Source organism: Microbulbifer maximicatervae (SeqCode) (genome assembly GCF_052468295.1).
This window is the reverse complement of sequence record NZ_CP174340.1, coordinates 4,897,740-4,921,836: the sequence shown is the minus strand read 5'-3', so window position 1 is coordinate 4,921,836 and position 24,097 is coordinate 4,897,740. Positions and strand designations below refer to the sequence as shown.

Annotated in this window: 18 protein-coding genes; 3 read left to right on the top strand and 15 right to left on the bottom strand. The window is 48.0% G+C overall.

Annotated elements, in window-relative coordinates:
- Positions 1-3: 3 nt before the first annotated feature.
- The 13 genes from tssC to ACJJIQ_RS21760 all read right to left on the bottom strand — a co-directional run bounded on the left by tssC (position 4) and on the right by ACJJIQ_RS21760 (position 16,651).
- A complete protein-coding gene (gene tssC, locus ACJJIQ_RS21820; protein ID WP_444895423.1) occupies positions 4-1,491 on the bottom strand; it encodes a type VI secretion system contractile sheath large subunit in 1,488 nt (495 codons plus the stop codon).
- Positions 1,488-2,009: a type VI secretion system contractile sheath small subunit gene (gene tssB / locus ACJJIQ_RS21815; protein WP_413664115.1), complete on the bottom strand. Its 522-nt coding sequence runs from the start codon at positions 2,007-2,009 to the stop codon at positions 1,488-1,490. Before tssB ends, tssC begins: the two co-directional genes overlap by 4 nt.
- Positions 2,010-2,053: 44 nt before the next feature.
- On the bottom strand, positions 2,054-3,358 hold the full coding sequence (tssA, locus tag ACJJIQ_RS21810) for a type VI secretion system protein TssA (RefSeq protein WP_445363024.1): 1,305 nt from the start codon (positions 3,356-3,358) through the stop codon (positions 2,054-2,056).
- Between the two features lie 178 nt (positions 3,359-3,536).
- Entirely contained in the window at positions 3,537-4,307 is a 771-nt protein-coding gene (locus ACJJIQ_RS21805; protein ID WP_445363023.1) for a hypothetical protein, read from the bottom strand.
- A 149-nt stretch (positions 4,308-4,456) separates the two neighbouring features.
- Positions 4,457-5,182, bottom strand: a complete 726-nt coding sequence (locus ACJJIQ_RS21800; protein WP_445363022.1) for a SapC family protein — start codon at positions 5,180-5,182, stop codon at positions 4,457-4,459.
- A gap of 16 nt (positions 5,183-5,198) precedes the next feature.
- The gene (gene tagF, locus ACJJIQ_RS21795) at positions 5,199-5,876 is read right to left on the bottom strand and encodes a type VI secretion system-associated protein TagF (RefSeq protein WP_444895427.1); all 678 of its coding nucleotides are present in this window, start codon (positions 5,874-5,876) and stop codon (positions 5,199-5,201) included.
- Positions 5,877-5,890: 14 nt separating this feature from the next.
- Entirely contained in the window at positions 5,891-9,433 is a 3,543-nt protein-coding gene (gene tssM / locus ACJJIQ_RS21790) for a type VI secretion system membrane subunit TssM (protein WP_445363021.1), read from the bottom strand.
- A 57-nt stretch (positions 9,434-9,490) separates the two neighbouring features.
- Complete coding sequence (icmH, locus tag ACJJIQ_RS21785; RefSeq protein ID WP_413664109.1) at positions 9,491-10,354, bottom strand: type IVB secretion system protein IcmH/DotU; 864 nt, start codon at positions 10,352-10,354, stop codon at positions 9,491-9,493.
- Between the two features lies 1 nt (position 10,355).
- A complete protein-coding gene (gene tssK, locus ACJJIQ_RS21780; RefSeq protein ID WP_413664108.1) occupies positions 10,356-11,693 on the bottom strand; it encodes a type VI secretion system baseplate subunit TssK in 1,338 nt (445 codons plus the stop codon).
- 72 nt (positions 11,694-11,765) lie between these two features.
- Complete coding sequence (gene tssJ, locus ACJJIQ_RS21775; protein ID WP_413664107.1) at positions 11,766-12,425, bottom strand: type VI secretion system lipoprotein TssJ; 660 nt, start codon at positions 12,423-12,425, stop codon at positions 11,766-11,768.
- A complete protein-coding gene (tagH, locus tag ACJJIQ_RS21770) occupies positions 12,403-14,268 on the bottom strand; it encodes a type VI secretion system-associated FHA domain protein TagH (protein WP_445363020.1) in 1,866 nt (621 codons plus the stop codon). The genes tssJ and tagH overlap by 23 nt, the downstream gene beginning before the upstream one ends.
- A gap of 86 nt (positions 14,269-14,354) precedes the next feature.
- Positions 14,355-15,851: a type VI secretion system contractile sheath domain-containing protein gene (locus tag ACJJIQ_RS21765; RefSeq protein WP_445363019.1), complete on the bottom strand. Its 1,497-nt coding sequence runs from the start codon at positions 15,849-15,851 to the stop codon at positions 14,355-14,357.
- An 80-nt stretch (positions 15,852-15,931) separates the two neighbouring features.
- Complete coding sequence (locus ACJJIQ_RS21760; protein ID WP_413664104.1) at positions 15,932-16,651, bottom strand: transposase; 720 nt, start codon at positions 16,649-16,651, stop codon at positions 15,932-15,934.
- Between the two features lie 190 nt (positions 16,652-16,841).
- Here ACJJIQ_RS21760 and ACJJIQ_RS21755 point away from each other — a divergent pair, with 190 nt between their 5' ends.
- The 3 genes from ACJJIQ_RS21755 (at position 16,842) to ACJJIQ_RS21745 (ending at position 21,928) form a co-directional block, all read left to right on the top strand.
- Positions 16,842-17,705, top strand: coding sequence for a Stp1/IreP family PP2C-type Ser/Thr phosphatase (locus ACJJIQ_RS21755; RefSeq protein ID WP_413664103.1), 864 nt, complete (start codon positions 16,842-16,844; stop codon positions 17,703-17,705).
- A gap of 23 nt (positions 17,706-17,728) precedes the next feature.
- Positions 17,729-20,812: a DUF6531 domain-containing protein gene (locus tag ACJJIQ_RS21750; protein WP_445363018.1), complete on the top strand. Its 3,084-nt coding sequence runs from the start codon at positions 17,729-17,731 to the stop codon at positions 20,810-20,812.
- A 93-nt stretch (positions 20,813-20,905) separates the two neighbouring features.
- The gene (locus ACJJIQ_RS21745; protein ID WP_445364842.1) at positions 20,906-21,928 is read left to right on the top strand and encodes a succinylglutamate desuccinylase/aspartoacylase family protein; all 1,023 of its coding nucleotides are present in this window, start codon (positions 20,906-20,908) and stop codon (positions 21,926-21,928) included.
- Between the two features lie 7 nt (positions 21,929-21,935).
- Here ACJJIQ_RS21745 and ACJJIQ_RS21740 read toward each other — a convergent pair whose 3' ends face one another.
- Together ACJJIQ_RS21740 and trhA are read right to left on the bottom strand one after the other, a co-directional pair.
- The gene (locus ACJJIQ_RS21740) at positions 21,936-23,156 is read right to left on the bottom strand and encodes a lytic murein transglycosylase (protein ID WP_445363017.1); all 1,221 of its coding nucleotides are present in this window, start codon (positions 23,154-23,156) and stop codon (positions 21,936-21,938) included.
- Positions 23,157-23,333: 177 nt separating this feature from the next.
- Positions 23,334-23,987 carry a PAQR family membrane homeostasis protein TrhA gene (trhA, locus tag ACJJIQ_RS21735; protein WP_282930278.1) on the bottom strand — a complete coding sequence of 218 codons (654 nt, stop codon included), beginning with the start codon at positions 23,985-23,987 and terminating at the stop codon, positions 23,334-23,336.
- Between the last annotated feature and the right edge of the window lie 110 nt (positions 23,988-24,097).

The following is a 24,097-nucleotide window of genomic DNA, read 5'->3' as shown; positions in this document are numbered from 1 at the left end:
GCCTTATCCCGCAGATGGGATATTTGCCACCATACGCAAGGATGTCGTCAATTCTTCCATCTGTAACCAGGGTTTCAGATAGGCAATCGCACTGTAACATCCAGGCTGACCCGGAATCTCTTTTACTTCTACACGCGCTTCAGAAAGCGGGTACTTCGCTTTCATTTCAGGGCTCGCATCAGGATTGGAGTTAGTGTACTGGGAGATCCACTTGTTCAACCAACGCTCACAATCACCGGCTTCCATAAAGGAACCCACTTTATCGCGCGCCATTACCTTGAGGTAATGTGCAATACGGGAAGTCGCCATTAAATAAGGCAAACGGGCAGAAATAGCTGCGTTAGCAGTGGCGTCAGGGTCATCGTATGCCTTTGCCTTTTGCGCACTTTGAGCACCAAAGAATACCGAGTAATCCGTATTCTTGTAGTGACACAGAGGCAAGAAGCCTTGAGCGCTTAACTCCGCTTCACGGCGATCGGTAATACCAATCTCTGTGGGACATTTCTGATCGAGATCCCCATCGTCACTCTTGAACACGTGAGATGGTAGCCCTTCTACTTTACCACCACCCTCAGCACCGCGAATTGCAGTACACCAGGAGTTCTCAGCGAATGCTTGTGTCATGGTGGTGCCCATAACATAAGAAGCATTCATCCAGCAGTATTGATCGTGCTCTGCTGGACGGGAAACGCCGTCTTCATCCACTTCAAATTCTTCGAAGTCAAAAGCTTCAATCGGCTTGGTGTTAGCACCATAAGGGGTACGGGCCAGGGTACGCGGCATTACCAAGGTGACAAAACGGGAGTCGTCACTGTCACGGAAACTGCGCCACTTGATGTACTCGGCGGATTCAAAAATACCACCCAGATCTCTCGGTTTGGAAAGCTCCGTGTAGTCATCAAAACCAAACATGCCGGCACCGGCAGCTGCAACAAACGGACAGAAGCCAGCCGCAGCAACATTAGACATCTTGCTCAGAAGCTCGATATCCTCAGGGTGGCTGGTGAACTCGAAATCCCCGATCATTACGCCGTAGGGCTCACCACCCGCAGTACCAAACTCTTCTTCATAGATTTTTTTGAAGGTCTGGCTCTGGTCGAACTCAACTGCCTTATCCAGGTCGCGGAAGAGCTCGCGCTTGCTCAAATTGAGCATGCGGATTTTCATGGTAGCGCCAGTTTCCGAGTTCATGACCAGGTGATTCAGACCACGCCATGATCCTTCCAGCTTCTGGAATTTCTCGTCATGCAAAATCGCAGACAGCTGCTGGGACATGGCCTTATCAATCGCGCTAACAGCTTTCTTGATGGTCTGGGTCAGGTTGCGATCCCAGGTGACCGTCCCTTTCATTACTTGCTCTGTCAAATTCGCAAGCAAGTCTTGTGCTTCTTGAGGCTCAGTTTGTTTAGTTGCCGCAATCGCCTGGTCTAGAAGACTCGCAGATTGCTCTTCAGCTTCACTTCCTGCAACATTTTCTACTTCAGTGCTCATTCTGAGTCCTCTCCTTTATCCTCATTCAAGCCCAACTGGTCAGAGATAGCGCTGACGTTTTCTGTGCTCTTGAGAATATCCTCAAGTACTTTTTCAAGCTCCTCAGAGCGATCAGCTTTACTCAGCAGATCACGCAGCTTGCTACGGGCTTCAAGCAATTGCTTTAGTGGCTCAACCTGCTCAACAATCTGCTCCGGCGAGAAGGCGTCCATGTTGTTGAAGTCGAGATCAACAGCCATCTTGCTACCGTCACCAGTCAGGGTGTTTTCAACCTGCAAGTTCAACTTTGGGTTTACTTTACCCATTACGTCGTTGAAGTTATCGCGGTCAATTTGGATAAACTTACGATCTTTCAGAGCTTTGCGATTCTCGGCATTATCACCAGAGTAATCACCCATAACACCCGCCACAAAAGGAAGCTCCTTTTTGACTTCGGCTCCGTTAGTTTCAACATCGTAAGTGATATGTACACGCGGCTTACGCACGCGCTTAAGTTTGTTGTGGATGCTTTCAGACATCTAAGGTCTCCTTTCCGACTTTAGGGACTGCTGTTCTCAGTTAATTACCAACCAGTGCTGGCTTCTTCTTGCGGTTGCTCACCCCAACCTTCATCAGAGACTGGCGCGGATACACTTTCAGTAGGTGTATCTGCGGCAACCGCAGGAGCTGATGACGTGCCACTTGTAGTCACTGGTGGGGTTATATATTTTTGTGTATCCGTGCCATCGAGACGAACTCCCGTCAACTGGGAGTAAAGCGCCTTCGACTGATCATCAGGTAGCAATTCAGACATCAATTGTGAAACGGTCATTCGTCCCCAGCCTATCAGCCTCTCCAGGCCGGGCGCCAGCGGCGTATGCGGCTCATAGGTACGAAAATACTTTGCCGCCTGCTCAAGCAATTTTAAGGCATCTTCTCTGGACACTACCGGACCGGTAGGGACAGCTACAGCAGAGGCAGCCACAGAAGTAACCGCTGCTGCAGCTGCATTTCCAGCTTGAACTTCCCCAGCAGGCTCTTTTGATGATTCAGACGCCACATCTTCTTGAGTCTGCTCCATAGACTCCAAGTGCGTCTTATAAATAAAGCGGCTTGTCCGCAACACCTCATCCAATAGAGATGAAATATTCGTGGATGGGGGGGCATCATGGCCGCAGCTTTGTCGCAGGCTATCATTTATGGTCTTAAAGTGCCCCAGCGCTGCCTCGATTGTCTGGACGAGGTTTTGAGCCCATTCACCGCTCGCACTGTTTACACATTGATCAATCTGCTCAAGGTTGTAACCCAGCGTTTCTATTCGAGCAGCCTTGGCATCGTCATCTGCAATTCTGTCAGCATCCCGAGCCTGTTGGAATTGGAAGAATGAATAGTCCCCATAATCCCCTTCGGGAGTAATACCGGCACTGCGAATAGGCATTAGCAAGGTGCCATCACCACCATCACCATTCAAACCTGTCAGGGGTGCTACTTTTGTCTCAAGGCCATCTTCGTCTGGTAAGGGATACAGACCTTCCCAATATTGCTCTACTAACGAGTCGATCACCTGCAGGCCATCTCTCAAGCCAATAAAGCCATGTAAGCGAATCAAGGCCTCGGTATACCAGCTGGCAACCTCCAAGTCCTTACTCTTTTTCCCTAGGATATTTTCTGCAGCTTTTGCTACATCCCTCCAAGGTGCGAGTAGGTCTGTGTCTGCATCATCGAACATTGCGGAGCGTTCAGCAGCTCTTGCACTGTTGCGAGCATCTTTGATCGAGTAATAATCAGAAGTTGGCGAACGATCCTCTCGGATATCTTCCCCTACGGGATTATCCTCTGAGATTGGAGCAACTAATTCATCGATATTTATCGTGTTTGGGAATGCCATCAAAAAAGGCCCTTATACCGAATCAAATCCTTTAATCAGAATTCTGAGAAGAGTACACGTTGTAGATATCTAATCAAGGCAAATAATGCGCTTGGTACCTATTACTTTAAAAAACATGTTCAGTTGACAATTTTACGCTATTTATTTTTGTTAGATTTTGGCTTCTTATTCCAAGCTATTACATCGGAACTAATGTTGGATCGCAACCGGCCGTATTAGCTACAAGTGTAAATGTGGTAAAAATATGCAAAAATTCAGTTCTACTTCTCTCAGAATCTTGAATAGATGACCACAAAAACACGGAATAGAAACTGTCCTGACATTGAAAAAATGTGACTAAGTAGTGAACTGGCGTTTCTGTAATATCAGCAGACATCTCATAAATATGTCCACTATGGTTACCCCCTCTCAACACTTCTGGTCCTGATATAAGAACACCGTTCTCCACTCTGGTCAGGCATTGCTGTATTTGGGCTTTTCCAAAATGGTCAAGTAACAAACCTTGGGGGAGCTGACTTCGTTCCTGTCTCAATACAATCAAGTAGCGACTCAACTCTGGACTTCCCGCCTGAATTACCGCTTCCCGATTCAAGCTATCAAACTTTTGCCACCCCGAAGGAACCCCTATAGAAATCGTTCCCTCTTTATCTTCTAAGAAGGTAAGAGTCGGGGGCAAAGGAGATTCACCATAATTACTAGACTTTGCAGTACAGTGTATCAACTGATCATTCTGATAGAGCTGAGTGTGCCAGCCAGCCAACCAGAATTTATTCACTAACTGGCGGGCTTCCCCTCTATCATCCGTAGATTTGATTTGTGATTTTACACCTGTCAGAAGCCCCTTTATCTGACTAAAATTCAAGCCAAATTCGCGTCCTAATGCAGCTATTGCATAGCGTCGCTCCACAGAACTTCTTTTCTCCCCAGTAAAAATTATTCCGTAAGACATATCAGCAACCTTCGCTTCCTGCTCTGATACCTTCTTGACAAACCAGAGCCTTTGCTCCTTCCTTCTGGTTTCATTCTGCCCTTTCGCTTCATTAAACTGACGCTCTTAGGCAATAACACTTAATTAGATGTAGGTTGTTTTCTTCTAAATCAATGAAGCACTTTTACTTTATACTTCTGGTACAACGCACTTAAAGCTGATGCTTTCTGTAAGGAAAATAAATGAGAATAAATAAATGGAAGGTAACCCAACTCTCGTAACTTTAAAAATTTTTCCGCTTCAAGCTTTTGTAGCCTCGATTCAGAAATGCAATATACCCCTGTAAATTTATGTTTAAGGCCATCAGCCAAATCTATATTAATTATCTTTTCTTCTAGCAAATTGAACTTCTGCAAAATATCAATAAATTTCCAGACCTGCATCCTATTAAAGTGGCTTTTTTTTAGCCGGCGCTGTATTTCTAAGAGGTCTTTGCTTGCCTTTCCATCTACCTCAAATAAACTAACACTAGGAGAAGTGCATTTACCGGCGGATAGGAGCGAAGATTCGATACAAATATATGCACTGGAAAAATCATTTTGTTTATACTTCAAACAAAAAGGATAATTACGAACAGATTCAGGAACATATTCCCCTTGCCACTGCCCTTCTTGCCAGAAAAGATTTTCACCTGGTTTCACACCAAGCAATGCACTACTTTCAAGCTTCCCAGAGTCTTTTGACTTAGCAAATATGATAGGGCATGCATGCGCTACCGGTGTAAACTCAGTCAAAAGAATTGAACAAACATGTAAATTTTTACTGTGGGAAAGATCGCTTTTAAGTAATCTAACATTACGATGCTTTTTCTTATCCAACACGACCCACTGTTTCACATTGCGCCCCCACATCCTAATTCATATTTTGCTGCAATCGTACACCAAGCATTGAACTGTACAGTTCTGGGCTCGGCAATGACGGGCATAACAAAGTTGTCGGGGCCAAGTGCTGTGACCCCTCGCTCCACCACAGACTATATGCGGAGTAGCTACTTTTGCTCATCTGCCCTAAAAGACCTGCAAAGCCTCTTTCCAGACTATTCGATTGGCCTGTGGAGACGACAAAGTCCCCCTGTGCTGGAGGCAGAGAGATAATGCCCGCTCTGTCAGGGGGAGCACTAAACGCCTCACATAATTGGTCTGCATGTAGCATATTTTGTAGCGATGTAATTGCTAATTCCGACAAGCTCTGGAACCAGCTCTTAGCATCAGACATAAAAGCAAATGCATCCACTACCGGGGATAGAGGAGCAGCAAATGTCAACGGAAAATAGCGCCCAACACTATCCACACTAGGCACTAAAATTCCGGCCCACGCATTGGCATCAATGATGCCTTTGCTGTGGACAAACCTCCAAACAGGACTGGTCAAGTAGTAGTCCAACCACTCTTGACCTACGAGTTCACGAGAACCAAATACCGCTCGTTGTAACCAGCCATCCCATACAGTGACAAAACTACCCGGCAGCTGCCGCTGAACAAAGTCCCCGTGACCCGGCAACTTACCAAAAATACCAACTGTATTTTGCAAATCATCTACTCCGTCTACAGGGTCTCAGGGCATCGATATCCGCGCAGTAAACTGCGGTCGAACGGATTGTTTACATTAGATGCAATCAATTTAAATTGAGCCTTTCGCCCTTCCTCAGAGAAAGTGACAAAGTGCTCTGCATTACTTCGCCCGGCTTCCAAATCTGAGCTCGCTAGCAGTCTGTACCATGCCCAGTCCCCTTCAAAATGCTTGCGATGAACAGTCTCATTCAGATCTTCAAAGATAATGCGGACGCGATTACTTTCACCACCACGCCAAGTCAGCTTTTTAGTGGTTTTAGGGCCATGGGAGTAAGGAACTCGCTGCTCTCCAAGTTCAAGTTCAAACAAACGAACACTGGAATCCAGTTTCGTAGGCTCAATACGGAAAGAGTAAGAAGCTCCTTCGCCGGCACTGAAGAAAGTTTTTCGAATACGTTCAGCTCGACGCAACTGGGAAAGGGCTTCCCTTGAAAGGCTAATACCCTGCCCTTCAACGTATTTGATTTTCCAGTTTCTGGTATCCACAAATGGCTTCAGATACTGATTGACAAATTTCTCCTCAATACCACCTGGCTTGAAGTACTGGTTAAACTCCATCACCGGCACTTCCTGATCACGGTCGCTACGCAGTGGGTACCGGTTTGCCAGGCTATTGCTATAGCTTTGATACACCTCTTCACGCCAGACACGGTTGATATGCGCCTTAGTCTTGGCCATTACCAGCCCCCAAGCGCTATCAGCAATATCTGTCAGCCACTGGTCAAAAGGTGCTGGCGCATTGGCAGCCTTAACCCTTAACTGTTTAATCGCATCGCTACCGCCGGCAAAACGCGCTTTGGCACGTCCAAAGGCCGCTTGATTCGAATCGGGAGCGCTGTCGATCTCAGTGAGGTATTCCTGAATTTTATTAATAGTATCCAGGTATTCTTGGATACGCGCTGGCCGCCCCTTCTCACTCTGAGTGATTCGCTGGACCTCCTCAAACCTAACATCAACAATGTTTGGCTTGTAATGATCCTGCAAGGCACTGGTTGCACTACCCAGTGCGGCTTGTCCCAGCTTTCGAGTAGTACTGGATACAGGTAGAGGTACCCCAGAAGCATCGACTGGCACTTCAGGACGAAGGGTCAGACGAGTGTTATCTGAAGTTATCTCGGTAATCGCAAGCAGGGGTGAATAAATAGGATCAGACAACTTTGACAACACATCCAATGCCTGTGAAGTGCTACCAAACCTCTGTATTTTGAACCCGCCAAGGAAGCCCTGCCAACGCTGTAAGTACTCCCCAAGATAGATTCGTTTTACTTCCTCACCAAGCTTTTCACGGTCGGCTTCGGTAAAGTCCTCACCACTCAGATCTCCTCCATAAATCCAGCGTTCTTCAGCCATATTTGTCATCAGCTGAGAGTCTGCTCCAAAGTCCAGTTCTTTATAACCCGCCTTTGTATAGAGGAAGGGAATCGTGAAGTTTGGATTATTGGCTCCCATACCAAAAATTTGCTGAGTGTCTCCACCAATTTCCTGGTAGAGATCTACAGGAGTCAATCCGAAGTCACTATTTTGTAGTTGAGCAAATAACCGCTGAGGCACAGGGATACGACGCAGTTGTTGTCGCGCGCGAGCTACCACCCTCTCATTCTCTTCAATTGAATTGGGTAGAGGCTGAATAAATAGTTGATCTAGGTGGTAGCGCAGTTCTTCCTGCCTCCCAGCTTCACCGGGTAGCTGACGCTCCCAGCGAGCAGTGTAGTAAGCCTCTATGGTTTTCAAATCCATTTTATCTGGATTAAAAAACATCAAATAGGTTTTGAGAGTACTTACCAAAGCGGGATCATTACTTCCGAGACGACTTAAGTCACTCTCTATATCGCGAAGTAAAGCGGGAAGATAAATAGTTTCTAATTTATGGCGATAGAGATCATTTGCCGCGGTATCAATTCTGGTGTCATAAAGTCCCAAATTGCCAATCCACGGATGTTCCTCACGATCGTAGACCGCACTAGCCCGCTTCAAAGGCTCTAACAAATTTAAGGCACTGATGGGCGTAATATTTTTGCCTTTCAGCTCACTCTCTGCACCTTGGTACGCGCTGAGATTATCGCTAACCTCTCCCATGGATAATTTATTCTGTGCGAGACTGCCACTCCATAAGAAAATAGCTCCGACAAAGCCTCCCGCCAAAGTAGCAAAAACTCCCCGGCGTAACCAAAGGTTAGCTGACTCAATCCGGCGATTAACGCCTACTAATTCAGCCTCGGGGAAAACGACATCCTTCAATAGTCGATGCAAGAAAAAGCTCTTACCAACACCCTGGAATTTTGGCCCGACGCTACGCTCTAGTCCAAAATCAGCAGTTACGGAGGACATCATACGGTCAACAGGACTGCCCTCCTGAGTGCCACTAGTAAAGTAGACCCCTCTGACCATAGGGACGGTTTCGTAACGATTTGGACCGAAAGTCTGCTTTACAAAATCTGTCAAAATATCTGTAAGGCTTTCCATTCGGGCAGGAAAACCTTGCAACAACGCCCGCTTCTCTACATTCCTCTCCTGATGAACACGCCACAATACGCGTTGGTTCAAACGCTCTATCAGCTGCTCAAATTCTGCTTTGAAATTATCGAGAGGGGCCCCTACAGTGGCGTTAGCTTCACGGGGAAAACTCATTCCCCAAACTTGCTCACGCTCAGCTTGAGAGAGGTTGTCGAAAAACTCTGTAAACCCTGCAACTAAGTCACATTTTGTGAAAGTGAGATAAATCGGGAAGCGAATACCCAACTCTTGTTGCAGTTCATTTACACGCTGGCGGATAATTTTTGCCTGGTGTTGGCGCTGCTCTTCAGTTTGCATCATTAAATCTTGCAAGCTAATTGCAACCAGAGCACCATTGATCGGGCGGCGGCGGCGGTATCTTTTCAATAAGCTCAGAAAAGCTTTCCAAGCGCTATTATCGTAAACCCGGTGACTGTCCTGAGTCGTATAACGCCCTGCGGTATCAATTAAAACTGCATCATTGGTAAACCACCAATCACAGTTACGGGTGCCCCCTACCCCACCCAGGGCTTCCTTCCCATGACTCTGCGCCAGAGGAAATTCCAACCCGGAATTCACCAGGGCTGTTGTTTTACCACAACCGGGAGGCCCAATAATGATGTACCAGGGAAGCTGATAAAGGGAAACTTGTCCCTTGTCAGATTTAAACCGAGCACTACGTAATACACCCATCGCTTCACGGAAGCGACCAGAAAGAGCATTCAACTCTTCCAGCGAGCGTTCTTCGTCTGGATCTGTAGAATCGGCTTCTTGTGATTCCTCAATGCCTTTTATTAAAGCCTGGTTTTGGCGTCTCTCTACCAACCATTGGCTAATATTCCACACAAGCCAAATAGCAAAAATAAAAACAATAATAGTTAGTCGGACAGAGTGAGAAAGCGTGGCATTATCACTACCAAACTTAATGTAATCAGCCGCAAACCAAATGAGGAGGGAAAGAGCTGAGAGCCCTATGAGCCCCAACACCCACTTATTGGTAAAAAAGTTACGCAAGCGTTTCATGAATTGCTCCGTCTTCCAGGGTATCGACCATACCCAGGATCAATATCAGCCCGAGTGTTACCCTTCTCCTTGCGGAGACTCATCATCACTTTTGGACAAATCTAAAATCTGGTCCGCGACCGGTGTCGTCGTTTCATAGAGCCACCAGCGATAACCACTATAAGTTGCAAGTAACAACCCCAGGACAACACTCATAATCACCCAGAGGGGTATATAGTGAATCAGCCGGGATTTTCGCTCTACGCATCCTTGCCAACGCGGCGAAAGATCTCGGTCCATTGGCTGCTTATGCTGTTCAATTGTTCTGTAGAGCTCATCACGAATCTGTTCTATTTGTTCATGTCCACGCTGTACGAGCCGATATTTACCCTGAAAGCCCAAGCTCAAACACAGATAAAAAAGCTCAAGGAGTTCCAAATGACTTGCGGGAGTTTCCAGCATGCGCTGCAAAATGACAAAACACTTCTCCCCTCCAAAAGTCTCTTTGTGAAATAGGCTAAGTAGAGAGTGCTGGCTCCAACCGCTAGCTGTACCCCAAGGCGTGGTCAAAACAACCTCGTCCACGACAGTACATAGCAAGTAACGGGCTGTTAGCACTGATTCAGGTGTTAAAGCCAGCTGCTTTGCCTCACGCTCGAAGCTTTGGATTTCCGTAGTAAGTCGCTTGTGCAGATCTGGTACGTTGGCGTGGTTCATCGTTGTGCGCAATTTGATAATTACGCCTAACAATTTTGAAGCCGCAGACACCAATGGATTAAGACTGTTGCGGACCTGAGCCTCGACCGGGGCATCTTGGCTGGCAAAGAATTGTGGCTGAGCCTGAGCTGCTGCCGGTGCCGCTGCGGCACCGGGTGTCGGTATCAAAACCGTTCTATCCCCAGCATTAGGGGCCCGTGGAGGAGTAAAGCTGTCATTACTCATATTAATTATTCCTTATGGCCCAGAGTTCCATAGTTAATCCAGGGAACTCTGCGCCCAGATGCACTGCAAAACCACCCGAGCGAGTCATGGCCTGCCATAACTCTCCACTGCGCTCCACCTCAAAGTAAGTGAACCCTGCGTGATAGGGGATTTGTCGAGGAGCCACGGGAAGTGGGCGCAGAGTCAAGCCAGGCAACTGCGCAGAGATAAGTTCTCTAATCGCCTCAACTGGGGCAACCTTTGCCTGCGTGGGGAAGCGGCTGCGCAATAGATCGCCAGGCATATCCGCTTTTGCGGCCATAATAAAACTGGCTGATTTTAATAATGAAGGATCGGTAACCGGAGCAACATATATCCCGAATTTGCGCTGCACCAATTCCATTGCAATCGCTGTTTGCTCCAGTACTGTGGAGAGCGACTGCCTAAGTGCTGAAAACAGCCCAGCAAAGCTTACTTGCAGATCCTCATGTGCATACACCGGAATTTCTGGAGGGCGCTTAGACTGAGCAGTAAACGTCGAAAGTTCGCCTGCCAACTGCAATAATTCAAGAAATAAGTTGTGCGGATGTAATCGGGGCTGAGCCGTGATCTGCTTTAATAAGGGTTCAAAGCGGTTAATAACCTGCAGTAACAAATAATCAGCAATTTCTGCAGATCCGCTTCTTCCGCTGTCGCTCAAACGATGACCCAGAGCCGAGCCTCGATGGTCGAGCAATCCTTTTACTTCTTCAATATATGCATTGATAACCGCAGAAGTCTCCGCATTTAACAGCGGTGGGATATAGTCGGAATCAAGCTCTACCGGCTTTTCTGGTTGGCGCTCTTTAATTCGGGCAACTCCAACCGCAGCATAGCCACTCAGATCATCACTACCTAATTTGAGACAAGCTCTTAACTTTCCGACTTGGATACGCGCGGACTCACCAGAAGACGCCGCACTATTACGGGCATCAAAGTTCGAAGCCTGATAACGTGCCTGCGGGAAGTCCTCTTGATCTCGAATCGACTCCTGGCTACCTGGGCGCTTCATCGGCACACATAAGTAGACTATTTCATCACGAGTATTAACCGGAACATCCAGAACATCCGGCAAATGCTCATTTTCAGGGGCAAGTATCGGGGTACCATCGGGGAAAACAGCTTTCACTCTCGATAGAGAAATTTTTCCCATCGATAATGGCTCACTATCGATCGCCAGCTCGACAATCCCCCAGGTATAAGGCCCGAGCGGAGCTGTGCGCGCTTCGACAAGCTGTTCGAGATAGCGATCCTGCTGTTGAAAATGCTGAGGGCGTAAAAACATGCCCTCGCTCCAGATCACTTTATTGTTTGCCGACATAAATGTTCCTTAAAAAGCTCTCGTAATATTTCCAGGGCAGCAATTTTTATTGCCCGGGCAATAATTTCTGCCCTATTGAGACCGCTGCATATCAGGGAGCGTTTTTTTCATTCTTTCATAATCTTCTTTGGAGATTGTTACTGTTTCCCCACTATCATCTTCGCTGCCACGAGTAGTCAATTTTGCTCGACGACGCTTGGCAATATCATCTGGCGAACCAATTCGTACATCGGCCAGCGATACTTCATATTCATTTTTTTTGTGGTCTGTAATTGGCAGCACCATTAGTGCCTCTGCATCCTGATACTGTACAAACTCAGCTAGAAGCCCGATATATTTTACGTCCGGAGTTAAAGCCAGTTCTTCTATACGCTGTTCCCCTGGAGCAAACTCTTTAAGGATTACAGTATCAATCAAATCCTTGCCGAGGCGGGATTGAGCATTCTCGTAAAGGTTAAGAAAATCTTCACGGGCAAACTGGCGCTCATCCGCGAGCATAAACACTCGTATAACAACGGGAGAAGCTCGGCCATCATCATCTGGGTTTACGTCATTCTGTGTCTCTACAACCAACTCGAGACTGGTATCCAGATTTAGAGTCCGCCTCGTTGTTTGGCAACCAACAACTGCAACTGCCAAAACAGCGATTAAACTGACCTGAAATAATTTTTTTATCGACACAAGCAATTCCCTCTTTTCCGTCAACTTATTAATTTTTAATGCTTCGCGCATTTTTTAACTCTGATAATTGATTTTCATAAGTAACTGCAAATTCATCACCAAACAACTTGCGATAGCAATTATCCGGATCACTAACTAGCTCCCTGTAAATTGCAGTAAATCCTTCCCATTTTTTTGCATTTTTGTTTCCAAAAACGCCGGAAGTATTCCCCAGTCTGCGCTCAATATTTTCCGGGCTAAAGAATTTGAGCATGGCGTTGTAACCTGCTCTCATTCCAGCCAAAACCGCAACTTGATGATCTGACAAATCATCAAAACTATCCTTCACTGCCTCAGCGGGATTCATAAAAGCACCGGTACCCGCAAACATGGCTTCCAATGCATCCCGTTCCGTAGCACTAAATTTCAGCGGATTATTAGCTTCCGTTTGAATCATGGTTCGCTGCACACGCAGCTCATTCTTAATGCTGTTTCTTGCGCGCAAAAGGTCAATAAGACGAGCTACTGTTTCCTGGACAATTTCAGCTGCTTGCTGGTCCGCCTGTTGCAACTGGACCGGGTTCATATTCAGGCCAAGAGTAGATGCAAAAACGCTCCCCCCTGAAGAACCTGTGGGCTGAGTTACTGGGGATTGCTGTAAATGCGAAAACTGCTGAGCTTGGGCAGCCAAATCCGGTTGTGGATTTGGTTTTGGCTGTAGTTGCGGTTGCGGTTGCGGTTGCGGTTGCGGTTGCGGTTGCGGTTGCGGTTGCGGTTGCGAGGACGATTGCCCGGAACCAAACCCTGGAGCGCCATCAACTTGTTGCCCCCGCATAGCAGCGAAAGAGTCTGCAAAGGGGTTATCTTGAGCAGGCGGAGAAATTGGCTGCTGATTAAATCCCTGGGGCTGCCCTAGCGGCTGAGATTGCATTGCCTGTGGCTGTGGCTGTGGCTGTGGCTGTGGCTGTGGCTGTGGCTGTGGCTGTGGCTGCATAGCCTGAGGTTGTGGTATCGGAGTTGCGACAGGTTGCTGTGAAATCCCCTGGAAACCACCCATAGGAACTTGCGGCTGCGGAGATACCACTTGAGGTTCAGGCACCGCAACCGTCTCAACAACAGGTTCCGGTATCGGCTGGGGATTTATTTGCATTGAGTGCTGGTCAGCTGGCACATGATCATCGTCACTACCATCTTTCCACCACTCATCATCAGACCATTGATTACTGGATTGCTGCTGACCCGCAGACCCCACTAAGCCACCGACGGGTGACATCTCAGGAACACCACCAACAAGACCAGACGGGTCAGATTGACCAAAGGCAGCAAGTGGGTCCAGAGGGCCCGATTCCGAGGTGAGAAGACTATCGCTAGTTGGGGTATTAGCCTGATTACCCAGCCCAATCGAGCCCCACTCCCCAGTTTGAGCCACATCTGACTTCGGGCTGGAACCCGGCTCAAGCCAACTATCCAATTCTTTCGCTTCTGCCTGGCTTTGCATTTTTGCCATGGCATCCGCGCTGAATGTTGTTCGATCCGAGGTATCGAGAAAATCTGCACTTCCCAGACCTTTGGGAAGATCTCCCTCTTCCTTAGGCTGTCGCAGTGAAACTTTCAATTTATATTCCCCGAGAACGATCATGTCGCCCTCTTTTAATGGGACTTGATTTCCCTTTCCTAACGGATTTTCTGAATCATTGTAATAGGTTCCATTAGTACTAGTATCTACCAGAAAAAACTGATTATCGGTAAAGGAAATCTGTGCGTGTTTTGAGGAAACCACTCGATCTGGATCGGGTAAAACCCAATAATTATCGGCAGAGCGACCCAAACTGCCACCAGCTTTCGTGAACAGTTTTGTATGTTTAAGCATATTGGCGCCAGAAGGGTCGGCCAATACTGATAGAATTAGATCCATTTATTCCTGACTCACAATAGTGGTTTATTCATAGTCTTCAGGTAGATTTTTGCCTGCGTATACCTGTAAAGATCCAATCCCTACACTTACACCCAAGGGCCTTTGAGGGTACCGCCACCCAGAGAGCTAAAGCTCGGAAGAATGACTTGATCCCGCCCTTGCACCGAACGCATAGTGCTAATACCAGCCTGCATAAATTTTGCAGCTGCCCTATCTGTCAGGAGCGCTTCTGCACAAGGCGTCAATAATTCGCCATTAGGTAACTTGCGTAAATGAAGGGGTAAGTCTTCATAGCTTGCAGACGAAGGGGGCTGTAATTTGCCAGTTTGAGAAAAGCCTTGGGAAACCGCTAACCCCAATAAATAAACACTATTCCCCCAAAGATAATATTCATGACCCTGCTCTGGGGTTAATTCTTCAAAATTAAAATACTCTGTTGTAGAAGTATTTTTCCCAAAGGGGAGTCTCAGCATAAATCTGGGAGCTGCCAACGCAACATGCTCACTAGCAGAGTATTCACGGACCGCCTGCCAACTTTCCGCAAACTGATCGCTCAACGGATAGTACCAATCATCAGGATCTACTGAACCTGACAAGTTTGGACAGCCTGCTAATTTTGGATCCCCACCCAATAAAAGTGCACTTCCCGCAGCTTCTGCAATCGTGGATAAATCTATCAGCAGGTGAAGGTCTCGCTCCTCATCAGTAACAAAGTAATCCCCTATGACTAAGTTATAGGGGATATTTCCAGAAGCTGTTTCACGCTCAACCAGTAACTTAAATATCTGCGACTTTTCCAAGTCGCTTTCGGCTTCAGCAAAATCAGCTAGAAGCTCTTCTTTACTAACGTCTATTAAGTAAAAATCCAGGTTCCCGTGCTCTTCGACACGTCTCAGCAAAAGTTGCAGACTCAGCCAACTAGCCTCTAACTGACGAAAATCACTGTGATGCATCAGTTTACGCATCGCATCAGACGTAGCTTCAGCCAGGGCATTTAGATATTCACCCTGGCGAGGGTCCTCACTTTTCTGCACGTAAGGAGCGACAATATCTTTGATTAGCTGGTCAACCTGGAAAGTATTTTGACCTTCCTTTGCATTACGCTCTCGACCGGCAGCCAGGATTTCATCCAATATCGACTGCTCGCTATCGCGCTGACCCAAGCCCTGCTGAGTGGCTAACTCTGGTTTCCACTGTTGAATTTCCTCAGCAGCCTGCTGGAACTGACGCGGATCGAGCAGCCTGCGCTCCAGCTCAATAAACTTCTTAAACAATGGCAAACGGCTATAAAGGTAATCTGGGTGCAAATCATCAAAGCATGGTAATCCCAGAGGGCGATCCAGTACGGGCAACTGCAAACTCACGCCTAGATCAGCAAAAACGCCCTCAAAGGTATCGCGATTCAACAGGTATACCCTTCGACTGGAAATCGTTTCGGGTTCACACTGGCGGCGACTCGCTCTCCCGCTGAAATCACCCAGGATCGCAACTTTCAATCTATCAGTGCCAAAATCCATAACTGGTTTTTCCTTATTGTTATCGCCAAGGATCTGAAATCCCGTTGAAATGCTGGGCCTACTCACAATTTGTCACCTGCTGACAGGGCTTAATTACCCTACTTCTTATGGCCTTTTAACGCCCTCAACCCGACATTAGGTTTTAGCTAGGCAGTTTCTTTTGGTTCTTTTTCGACTTTATTTGCTTTTTTAGGGCGACCACGCTTAAGCGGTCGTACTCTTTGGTTAACAATCTGCTCAATTTTCTCTTTAAACGCATCCCCGCCGAGCACATGACCTAACTTAATCGTTTCAGCGATATAGTCGAGCAACTTTCGATCAAAGCTATACTGAAATAACTTCCTGTAAGATTGCGCTCTCTCCACCACTGTATCCCCAAGAGATAGATACAAGCGGTGATCCTTGATCAAATTATCTTTCTTAATGTTTGCGTGATGGTTAAAACTTGACCACTCGTAATCCTCAAGGGAGTCTGACAATCCCAAATACAGTGGGCGCAACTCTACGTATCTGTAACAGGTCAACAAATACGCATCAGAATCAATCAAGCTGGACTTATAGCGTCCTCGCCATAGTGTTCCGGAGCGCTTGTAACGGTGATTGACAAACTGCACATAGCGACGCCCAAGGGATTGCATCATAGATGATATCCCATCCGGTATCGTGGGCGTAGCTATGATCTGGATCATATTGGGCAATAAAACATATGCGTGAACATCAACGCCATATTGGTCTGACGCGTTACGCAAACTAATCAAATAATATTGATAATCTTCCTCGTCAAAGAAGCAGGGCAGATTGTTGTGGCCTACCTGCACAATATGCTGGGGAACATTTATCAAATTGAGCCTGGGCAAACGGGGCATTTTGCCTATGGGTCCTTTTTTAGCTGGCTTAAAGCCTTTTCTGTAGAGAGGTAAGGCTCTTATTATCGCAAATCAGTGAAAAGTATTTCAAACTTGGTATGCGAGCAAGTTAACATTAGCCTCGGTGATCGGTTGTAATAATATTACGCCGCATTGTATTGCTTTTTATTAAAGGGGAGTTGCACCAGACATGGATCAAATTAGTCTGGCGGTCAACGGGCGCACTGACATTGGTCAGGTTCGTGAGGAAAACGAAGATAGCATTCGCTGGTACGCGTCGGCGGAGCAGCCTTTTGCCTATATTGTGGTAGCCGACGGGATGGGCGGTTACACCGGTGGCGCCACCGCCAGTAAAATTGCAGCTGAGACGGTTCAAGCCCATCTCGATGACCTGCTGAAACACACTTTTTTCTCCTGCACGTCTGAACAGCAACAGCTTATATTGCGCGCCACCCTTATCGACGCAGTCAACAGCGCAAATACAGCTCTAATCAATACCAAAAACCTGAACCCTCAGTTTTCCAATATGGGAACAACTTTGGTTGCCGCGGTCATGTGGCGCGACTTTTTAATCGTTGCACATATTGGCGATTCTCGCGCATACCTGTGGAACAATTATGGATTGCAGCGCCTTACACGAGATCACAGCGTTGTACAGGAGATGATTGATTCAGGTCAATTAACCCCCGAGCAAGCCAAAGAGTCCAATGTCCGCAACCATATTACCCGTGCCTTGGGGGTTTCCAGCAGTGTAGAGGCGGATATAAATAGCTGGAAACTCACGCAAAACGCACTCCTTTTGTTATGTAGCGACGGGCTCACTGAATATCTTGATGATCATGCGATAGAGCGCGTACTGGCCACTCATCGTCCGGCATTAGAGTGTGTATATCGTTTTATTGACGATGCTAATCGCCTAGGTGGGCGCGACAATATTACTGCAGGGATATTGGAATATTCTTCACAATCATTGCGTCAAATACTCCCCCACGAACAAAGTGTTACCGAACGTCCCAGTTCTTCTGACGTAACAATTAGAAAGTTACACCGCTAATTTGATTTACCGGATACTGTAATATGACACCGGAACGTCTAACCCAGCTAATACCTAACTTACTCAATACGCTTACCCCTCCGACAATTACTCTTTCTCATGAGAGCCCTGCATCGGCTGTGCGCTGGCTCTCTCAGGTCGAACATACTTTAAAAAACATCTCATCCACTCCAGTGAGTGAGGGCTTTTGGCCAAAGCTGCCAAGTATCACGTCTAATCGCTTTAGTATCGATTCAGCACCAATATTACCCCTCCTGTATGAAGCTGAAGACAACCCCACGCAATTCACCAATACCCCTGGTATTAACCCCGAGAACGAGGTGGTACCAGCTTTAGATCGTTGCCATCGAATTAACGGGCACGTCGTTACCGCAACAGGGGAAGTCGCTTTCGAGCGAACAGACGTACTTATTCCTGGACCGCTGCCGTTTGAATGGAAACGATATTTTCGCTCCTCTCTCAATGAGGATACTGGCATTGGTGTGGGCTGGCGGCACTCTCTCAGTGAAAAGCTTGTTGTACACGATAACGTTGTAAAGCTGGTTACTGCCGAAGGGAGGTCTGTAAAATTCAAATTACCCGCCATTGGTCACGGGTGCTACAACCGCTTTGAGCGGTTGATGTTATTCAGGCAAAGCCTGCACAGTTATCGATTGACGACATTCAATCAGCATCACAAAATATTTCGCGCTGATGGTGTAAATAGCGCTCTACCACTTGTAGAAATCAGGGATCAATTTGGTAACGCCATAACAATCGACTATCAGGAGGGCCTGCCTAAGAAAATGGTCAGCTCCTGGGGTCGTGTTGTTGAATTTAACTGCCAGAACGGTCATATCCATAATTTAATAAATAGCCACGCTGCCGAAGGTCAAAGCGACCTCTGCAACTACAATTATCAAGATGGTCAACTACTCGAAAGTTGTAGCGGCCTTAAAAGAGAAAGATACCAATATAACAATACACAGTTGGTACAGTTAAATAATAGCCAATCTGGAATTTATCAATTTACCTACGATGCACACGACCGGTGCCAGCTAGTACAGTCCAATGAATTAATCACCAGTCTAAACTGGCACGCAAGTCATAATACCTGCACGATCGAGTCAGAGCTGTCCGGTCCCATTTATATACGCTTTAACAAGTTCGGCCAGAGAATTTCTGAACAGCAGCAATCTCGTAGCCTTAGCTGGCTTTTTGATTCCTACGGCAATCTCAGTGAAGAAATTCAGGCCAACGGCCATAGGCTTTTCTTCCGTCACGATGAATTCGGCCGGCTTGTCCGATCCACCTCTCACAATATTAGTAATCGATATCTCTATGACGATCGCGGCTATTTACAAGCGGCAGTTATCAATGGAGAGACCCTATGGCAATACAAGTTTAACGAGAAGGGACGCCCAGAACGTATTGTCGACCCGGCAAAACAAGTTTGGCTGTTTCTCTATACAGATAGGGGGCAGATCACACAGATTCAGGACCCAGAGGGAGGCAAAGTGGACTTCAGCTGGGATGGGCAAGGCCAACTGCAGTCCGTTCGTAGAGACGATAAAGTTCTGAGCTTTGAGTACGACCACTGGCAACGAATCACTTCGCTTAAGATGAATGGTGAAGTATGGCGTGAGTGGAGTTATGGCAATGCGGGTGAATTGCGTGAAGCCCACCTGGGTATTCACCAGTACGGTCTGGACTACTCTGAACGCGGCCTGCCCAATGCCATCCACGGAGACAGTGGCCAGAGTATTCTTTGTGATTATGACAACGCGGGCCGCCCGTGCCATATCAATTTCGCTGATGGTAACAACTGGGAATTAATCTACAGCCCTAAGGATGAACTGACCTGCCTGGAGAGCCCAGTAGGGAATTACTACTGGGAATATGATCACTACGGGCAATTAGTCAGCCACAAGGCACCACAGGATCGAACTTGGCGCTGGCATTACAATATAGACGGCAGCCTGCATGAATATTGTGATAATGACTCTCGCTGGTACTTTAATTATAACGACAGCGGTGTATTAACCGGTATTCGCAATAACAGTGGCCAAAATAGTGAGTTCCACTACGACCAACATAACAGGCTGGTACAGGCAGATAATGCCCTTTCCTCAGTGCGCTTTAAATACGACAGCCGCGGTCGGGTAACCGCAGAGCATCACGACAGTGCCGATATCCGGGATTTCAGTCTTCAGTATCAATATGACAAACGCGGCTGGTTAAAGAGTGCCAGCTCTGACAATCTCGACTTGTCTTATACATTCGCCCCTTGTGGAGCCCTGTATGGAATCGATGCCAATGGTGAAGCCATTGTTCGCACCGAATCCAAAGGCCAAGATATCCTCCAGGTTCAAGGAGAGGTTCGCAGTAATCACAAATATTTATTTGGGCGCCTGGTAGGTATGGAGTCCGGTCAAGCACTTTCCTGGCACTTTGATAAATCCCCTCCCCTGCAAATGACAAACCCGCTGCGGGCACAGCAAAGTCCGACTCAACCTCAAACAGAAAGTGACAAGCGCGGCAACATTATTAGTGAAAGCAACATACCAGGCCGCAAGGATTATCAATACCAGTACGACGGCTGGGGCCTGATGAGCCATGCGGAGTGCGGGGAATTTAAAACCTACTTCCGCTACGACCCCTTCGGTCGGCGGTTAAGCAAGACATGTACCCACCGAAAATCAACCCGCCAGCGCCGCGTTGTCACTATTTGGAGCAGCCTGGGTATCTGGGGGGAAATTCACAATATTGACGGCAAGTCCCGAGGTTTAAGCCATTGGATTCACCAACCCCAAACCAATGCCATTCTCTGCCAATGGACTGCCGACAATATTGAGCATTACCTTTCCAACCCCGATGGCAAGCCACTCGCGATTTTTGATACCCAAGGTGCCGCTCAGTGGTCACAAGGTGGGGAGGCTGGAGAGAAAGGAAAAGACCCCCACAATCAAGGGCCGAGTGCCTGGCGGGGAACTAACTTGCTCGCGGATGTAGAGACCGGGCTGTGGTACCACCCCTCCGGCTACTGGAGCCCAGCCCTCGGCATCTGGCTAAATGGGGACCGCTCACATAACCTGACGACTTCTGCCCAATCAATCGGGCAGCTGTAGCGAAGTACTCGGGCAGCTGCATCAACATTTGCTGCCCGGGTCAACTCTTATCTGCCTATACACTATGGGTATATCTATTTGCCCGTAAGTGTTATGGAAGAGCGCTCGGATTTTGAGATCGGTGGGGTCCATGTCGCCAGGGGCGAGTCCTGCCATATTGATCTGCCCGTTGTGCGGCTTTACACAAGCACAGAAATGGCAATCCCAGTTTATGTGCAGCGCGGTAAAAAAGATGGTCCCAAGATGTTCGTTTGTGCCGCCATACACGGTGACGAACTCAACGGTATTGAAGTAATAAGCCGGCTTATCCAAAGCGGCCGCCTAAAGTCATTGCGCGGGACCCTGGTTGCAGTTCCAATGGTTAATGTTTACGGGGTACTGCAACACACTCGCTACCTACCTGACAGGCGCGACCTAAACCGCTCGTTCCCAGGGTCGGCAAAGGGGTCTCTCGCCGCACGTATGGCTCACGTCTTCCTCAAGGAAATAGTCACCAAATGCGACTATGGCATCGACTTACACACAGGAGCCGTACATCGCAGTAACCTCCCCCAAATTCGCGCTAACTTGGACGACGAGCAAACCCGAAAACTCGCCAAGGCCTTCGGTGTTCCCGTGCTACTCAACGCTTCTATTCGCGACGGATCCCTGCGCCAAGCAGCCGCGGATCTCGGGGTGAGAGTATTATTGTATGAAGCTGGTGAAGCCCTGCGCTTTGATGAACTCAGTATCCGCGCCGGTGTTAAAGGTGTGATCAATATGATGAAGCAGCTGGAGATGTTGCCGCAAACCCGAAAGACAAATGTGATAGAGCCATTTGTTGCTCGACGCAGCGGTTGGCTTCGCGCGGGGGATAGCGGCATCGCCAATCATCTTAAGGCACTTGGGGATCAGGTCTACCGGGGAGACCTGCTGGCGACCATTGCAGATCCATACGGCCAGGAACTGGACCAGCTGATCTGTAATGAGGATGGAATCATTATTGGGCGACAGAATATCCCCCTGGTTCAGGAAGGCGAGGCGATGTACCACATCGCCTACTTCCGTGAACCCGAGGGTGTTGTCGAGAACCTGGAGCTACTCCAGGATACGCTCCTACCGGATGAGAACTTTTAGGGAGTCCCTATTGTTTCTTCAACAACTCCAGGACTTCCTTGCTCGGGTAGCCTTGAACTTCAACGCCGGCACTCTTTTCAAATTCACTCACCGCTTTGCGGGTACCCGGACCTGCCTTGCCATCAATTTCTCCGGTGTAAAACCCTTTTTGTTTGAGCAACTTCTGTAACTCTTCCACTTGAACACTATCCAGTGGAGTAAATGGGCGCTTCCAATCATTTACCAAAGGCGCACCGCCGCCAATCCGGTCTGCCAACAGGCCTATAGCTATCGCATAGCGATCTGAATTGTTGTAACGCTTGAGGACAAAGAAGTTCTTGAACACTAAAAACGCCGGGCCATTGCGGCCGTCTGGTAACTTTAATTCGGCAATGGCTTTCTTGCTGGGAAAGGGCTCGCCATTAGCTCGTGTGACACCAAGCTTTTCCCATTCGGCTACCGACATCTTTCCCGCGGGCATTTTACGAGCGGGAATATTGACCTCATAACCCCAGGGCTTTCCTCGCTGCCAACCGTTACTGGATAGCAGGTTGGCGGCGGTGGCGAGCGCATCCGGAATGGAGTTCCAGATATCCCGTTTACCATCACCATCGATATCCACCGCATAGGCTTGATAACTGGTGGGAATAAATTGGGTATGCCCCATAGCTCCGGCCCAAGAGCCCAACAAGTGCTCACCCTCGATATCACCGGCCTGCAAGATTTTTAGCGCGGCCAGCAGTTGCTGACGGCCAAACTTTTTACGCTGGGGATCCGCATAGGCGAGTGTTGCCAGTGAGCGAATGACACTGCGCATTACCTTGTCGTTGCCGAGGATGCCGCCAAAACTGGATTCCACAGACCAAATCGCAAGCAGGATATTGGGGCCCACCCCAAAGCGCTTCTGGATCTTGTCCAACCAGGGCTTCATTTTTTCTTTTTCCCGCTTGCCTCGTTCGATCGCTCTCTTTTGCACCCGATTATCAAAGTACTGCCACACCGGTGCTTTGAATTCGGGCTGATAGGCTGCGCGATCCAGAACCCATTGGTCTGGAGAAGTGATTCCTTTAAAGGCTTGGTCGTAAACCTCCGCAGAGATTCCACTCTTGATAGCGGTTTTACGGAACTCCTTTACCCACTGTTCGAAGGCCGGATCGGCTTTCTCTTGTGCATGGGTATTGGAAACCAGGAGAACCGCGCTTATCGCGAGGATGGCAGACAGATATTGAAACCATTGCAATTTGGGCATGGAGTTACCTTCGACACAACTTTTGCTCGCTCAAGGGTAGAACGAGCCACTCTTATCCGAAAGGTGGATTGGCCGGTAACCGTTGAACTTCCCACCTACTATTAAACTGGACAGTCACATGAGAGGGAAGTTCGTGCTGCTCACCTTTAGGGTGAGCTCTGCCGCAAAACGGGAAGATTAGGGAATGACGTAAAACAGCACCGCAAAGAAGTGCAATATACCGCCCGCCAGTACAAAGAGATGCCAAATTGCATGGTGGAAGCGCAGGCTGCGCCAGAGGTAAAAAGCGATTCCGCCGGTGTAGCAGAGGCCACCGAGAACTAACAGCCACAAACCGCCAGTTTCCAGGCTATCCGACAGCGGCTTGATAGCAGCCACCACGACCCATCCCATCAAGGCACTGAGAGTGATAGATAGAGCTCGAATCTTCTTCAGCGGGGTGAACTGAATAATCAATCCGATCAGCGCGAGCCCCCAAATAATACCGAACAGCCACCAACCCCAAGGGCCCCTCAGGGTAACCAGGGTGAAGGGAGTATAGGTTCCAGCAATCAATAGAAAGATTGACGAGTGGTCCAGGGTCCGCAGTATCGCTTTGGCGCCGATATGGCTGACTGCGTGGTACAGCGTGGAGGCTAGGAAACAGAGTATCAGGGTGGAGGCATAGACGCTGGAGCTGACAATATGCCAAGCGTCCCCGCGCAGGGCAGCAAATCCGGTCAATACACCCAGACCGGCAATCGCCAGAAGAGCTCCAACACCATGTGTCACACTGTTGGCGATCTCTTCAGCAAAACTGTAACGACTGGCAACGGAAACGGAAGATGACATAAATTAGCCCGGTTAAATTCAGGTCATAAGCCTGCGTGTAGTGCACGACCAATAACTTGGAACAGGTCTAATGATCAGAGGCCTCACTTAAAATAGCAAGGCCATCACCA

What these genes read in the sequence shown, in the direction of transcription:
- tssC (WP_444895423.1), bottom strand. Translation starts at nt 1,491, where the DNA reads ATGAGCACTGAAGTAGAAAATGTTGCAGGAAGTGAAGCTGAAGAGCAA.
- tssB (WP_413664115.1), bottom strand. Translation starts at nt 2,009, where the DNA reads ATGTCTGAAAGCATCCACAACAAACTTAAGCGCGTGCGTAAGCCGCGT.
- tssA (WP_445363024.1), bottom strand. Translation starts at nt 3,358, where the DNA reads ATGGCATTCCCAAACACGATAAATATCGATGAATTAGTTGCTCCAATC.
- ACJJIQ_RS21805 (WP_445363023.1), bottom strand. Translation starts at nt 4,307, where the DNA reads ATGTCTTACGGAATAATTTTTACTGGGGAGAAAAGAAGTTCTGTGGAG.
- tssM (WP_445363021.1), bottom strand. Translation starts at nt 9,433, where the DNA reads ATGAAACGCTTGCGTAACTTTTTTACCAATAAGTGGGTGTTGGGGCTC.
- icmH (WP_413664109.1), bottom strand. Translation starts at nt 10,354, where the DNA reads ATGAGTAATGACAGCTTTACTCCTCCACGGGCCCCTAATGCTGGGGAT.
- tssK (WP_413664108.1), bottom strand. Translation starts at nt 11,693, where the DNA reads ATGTCGGCAAACAATAAAGTGATCTGGAGCGAGGGCATGTTTTTACGC.
- tssJ (WP_413664107.1), bottom strand. Translation starts at nt 12,425, where the DNA reads ATGCGCGAAGCATTAAAAATTAATAAGTTGACGGAAAAGAGGGAATTG.
- tagH (WP_445363020.1), bottom strand. Translation starts at nt 14,268, where the DNA reads ATGGATCTAATTCTATCAGTATTGGCCGACCCTTCTGGCGCCAATATG.
- ACJJIQ_RS21760 (WP_413664104.1), bottom strand. Translation starts at nt 16,651, where the DNA reads ATGCCCCGTTTGCCCAGGCTCAATTTGATAAATGTTCCCCAGCATATT.
- ACJJIQ_RS21755 (WP_413664103.1), top strand. Translation starts at nt 16,842, where the DNA reads ATGGATCAAATTAGTCTGGCGGTCAACGGGCGCACTGACATTGGTCAG.
- ACJJIQ_RS21750 (WP_445363018.1), top strand. Translation starts at nt 17,729, where the DNA reads ATGACACCGGAACGTCTAACCCAGCTAATACCTAACTTACTCAATACG.
- ACJJIQ_RS21745 (WP_445364842.1), top strand. Translation starts at nt 20,906, where the DNA reads ATGGAAGAGCGCTCGGATTTTGAGATCGGTGGGGTCCATGTCGCCAGG.
- ACJJIQ_RS21740 (WP_445363017.1), bottom strand. Translation starts at nt 23,156, where the DNA reads ATGCCCAAATTGCAATGGTTTCAATATCTGTCTGCCATCCTCGCGATA.
- trhA (WP_282930278.1), bottom strand. Translation starts at nt 23,987, where the DNA reads ATGTCATCTTCCGTTTCCGTTGCCAGTCGTTACAGTTTTGCTGAAGAG.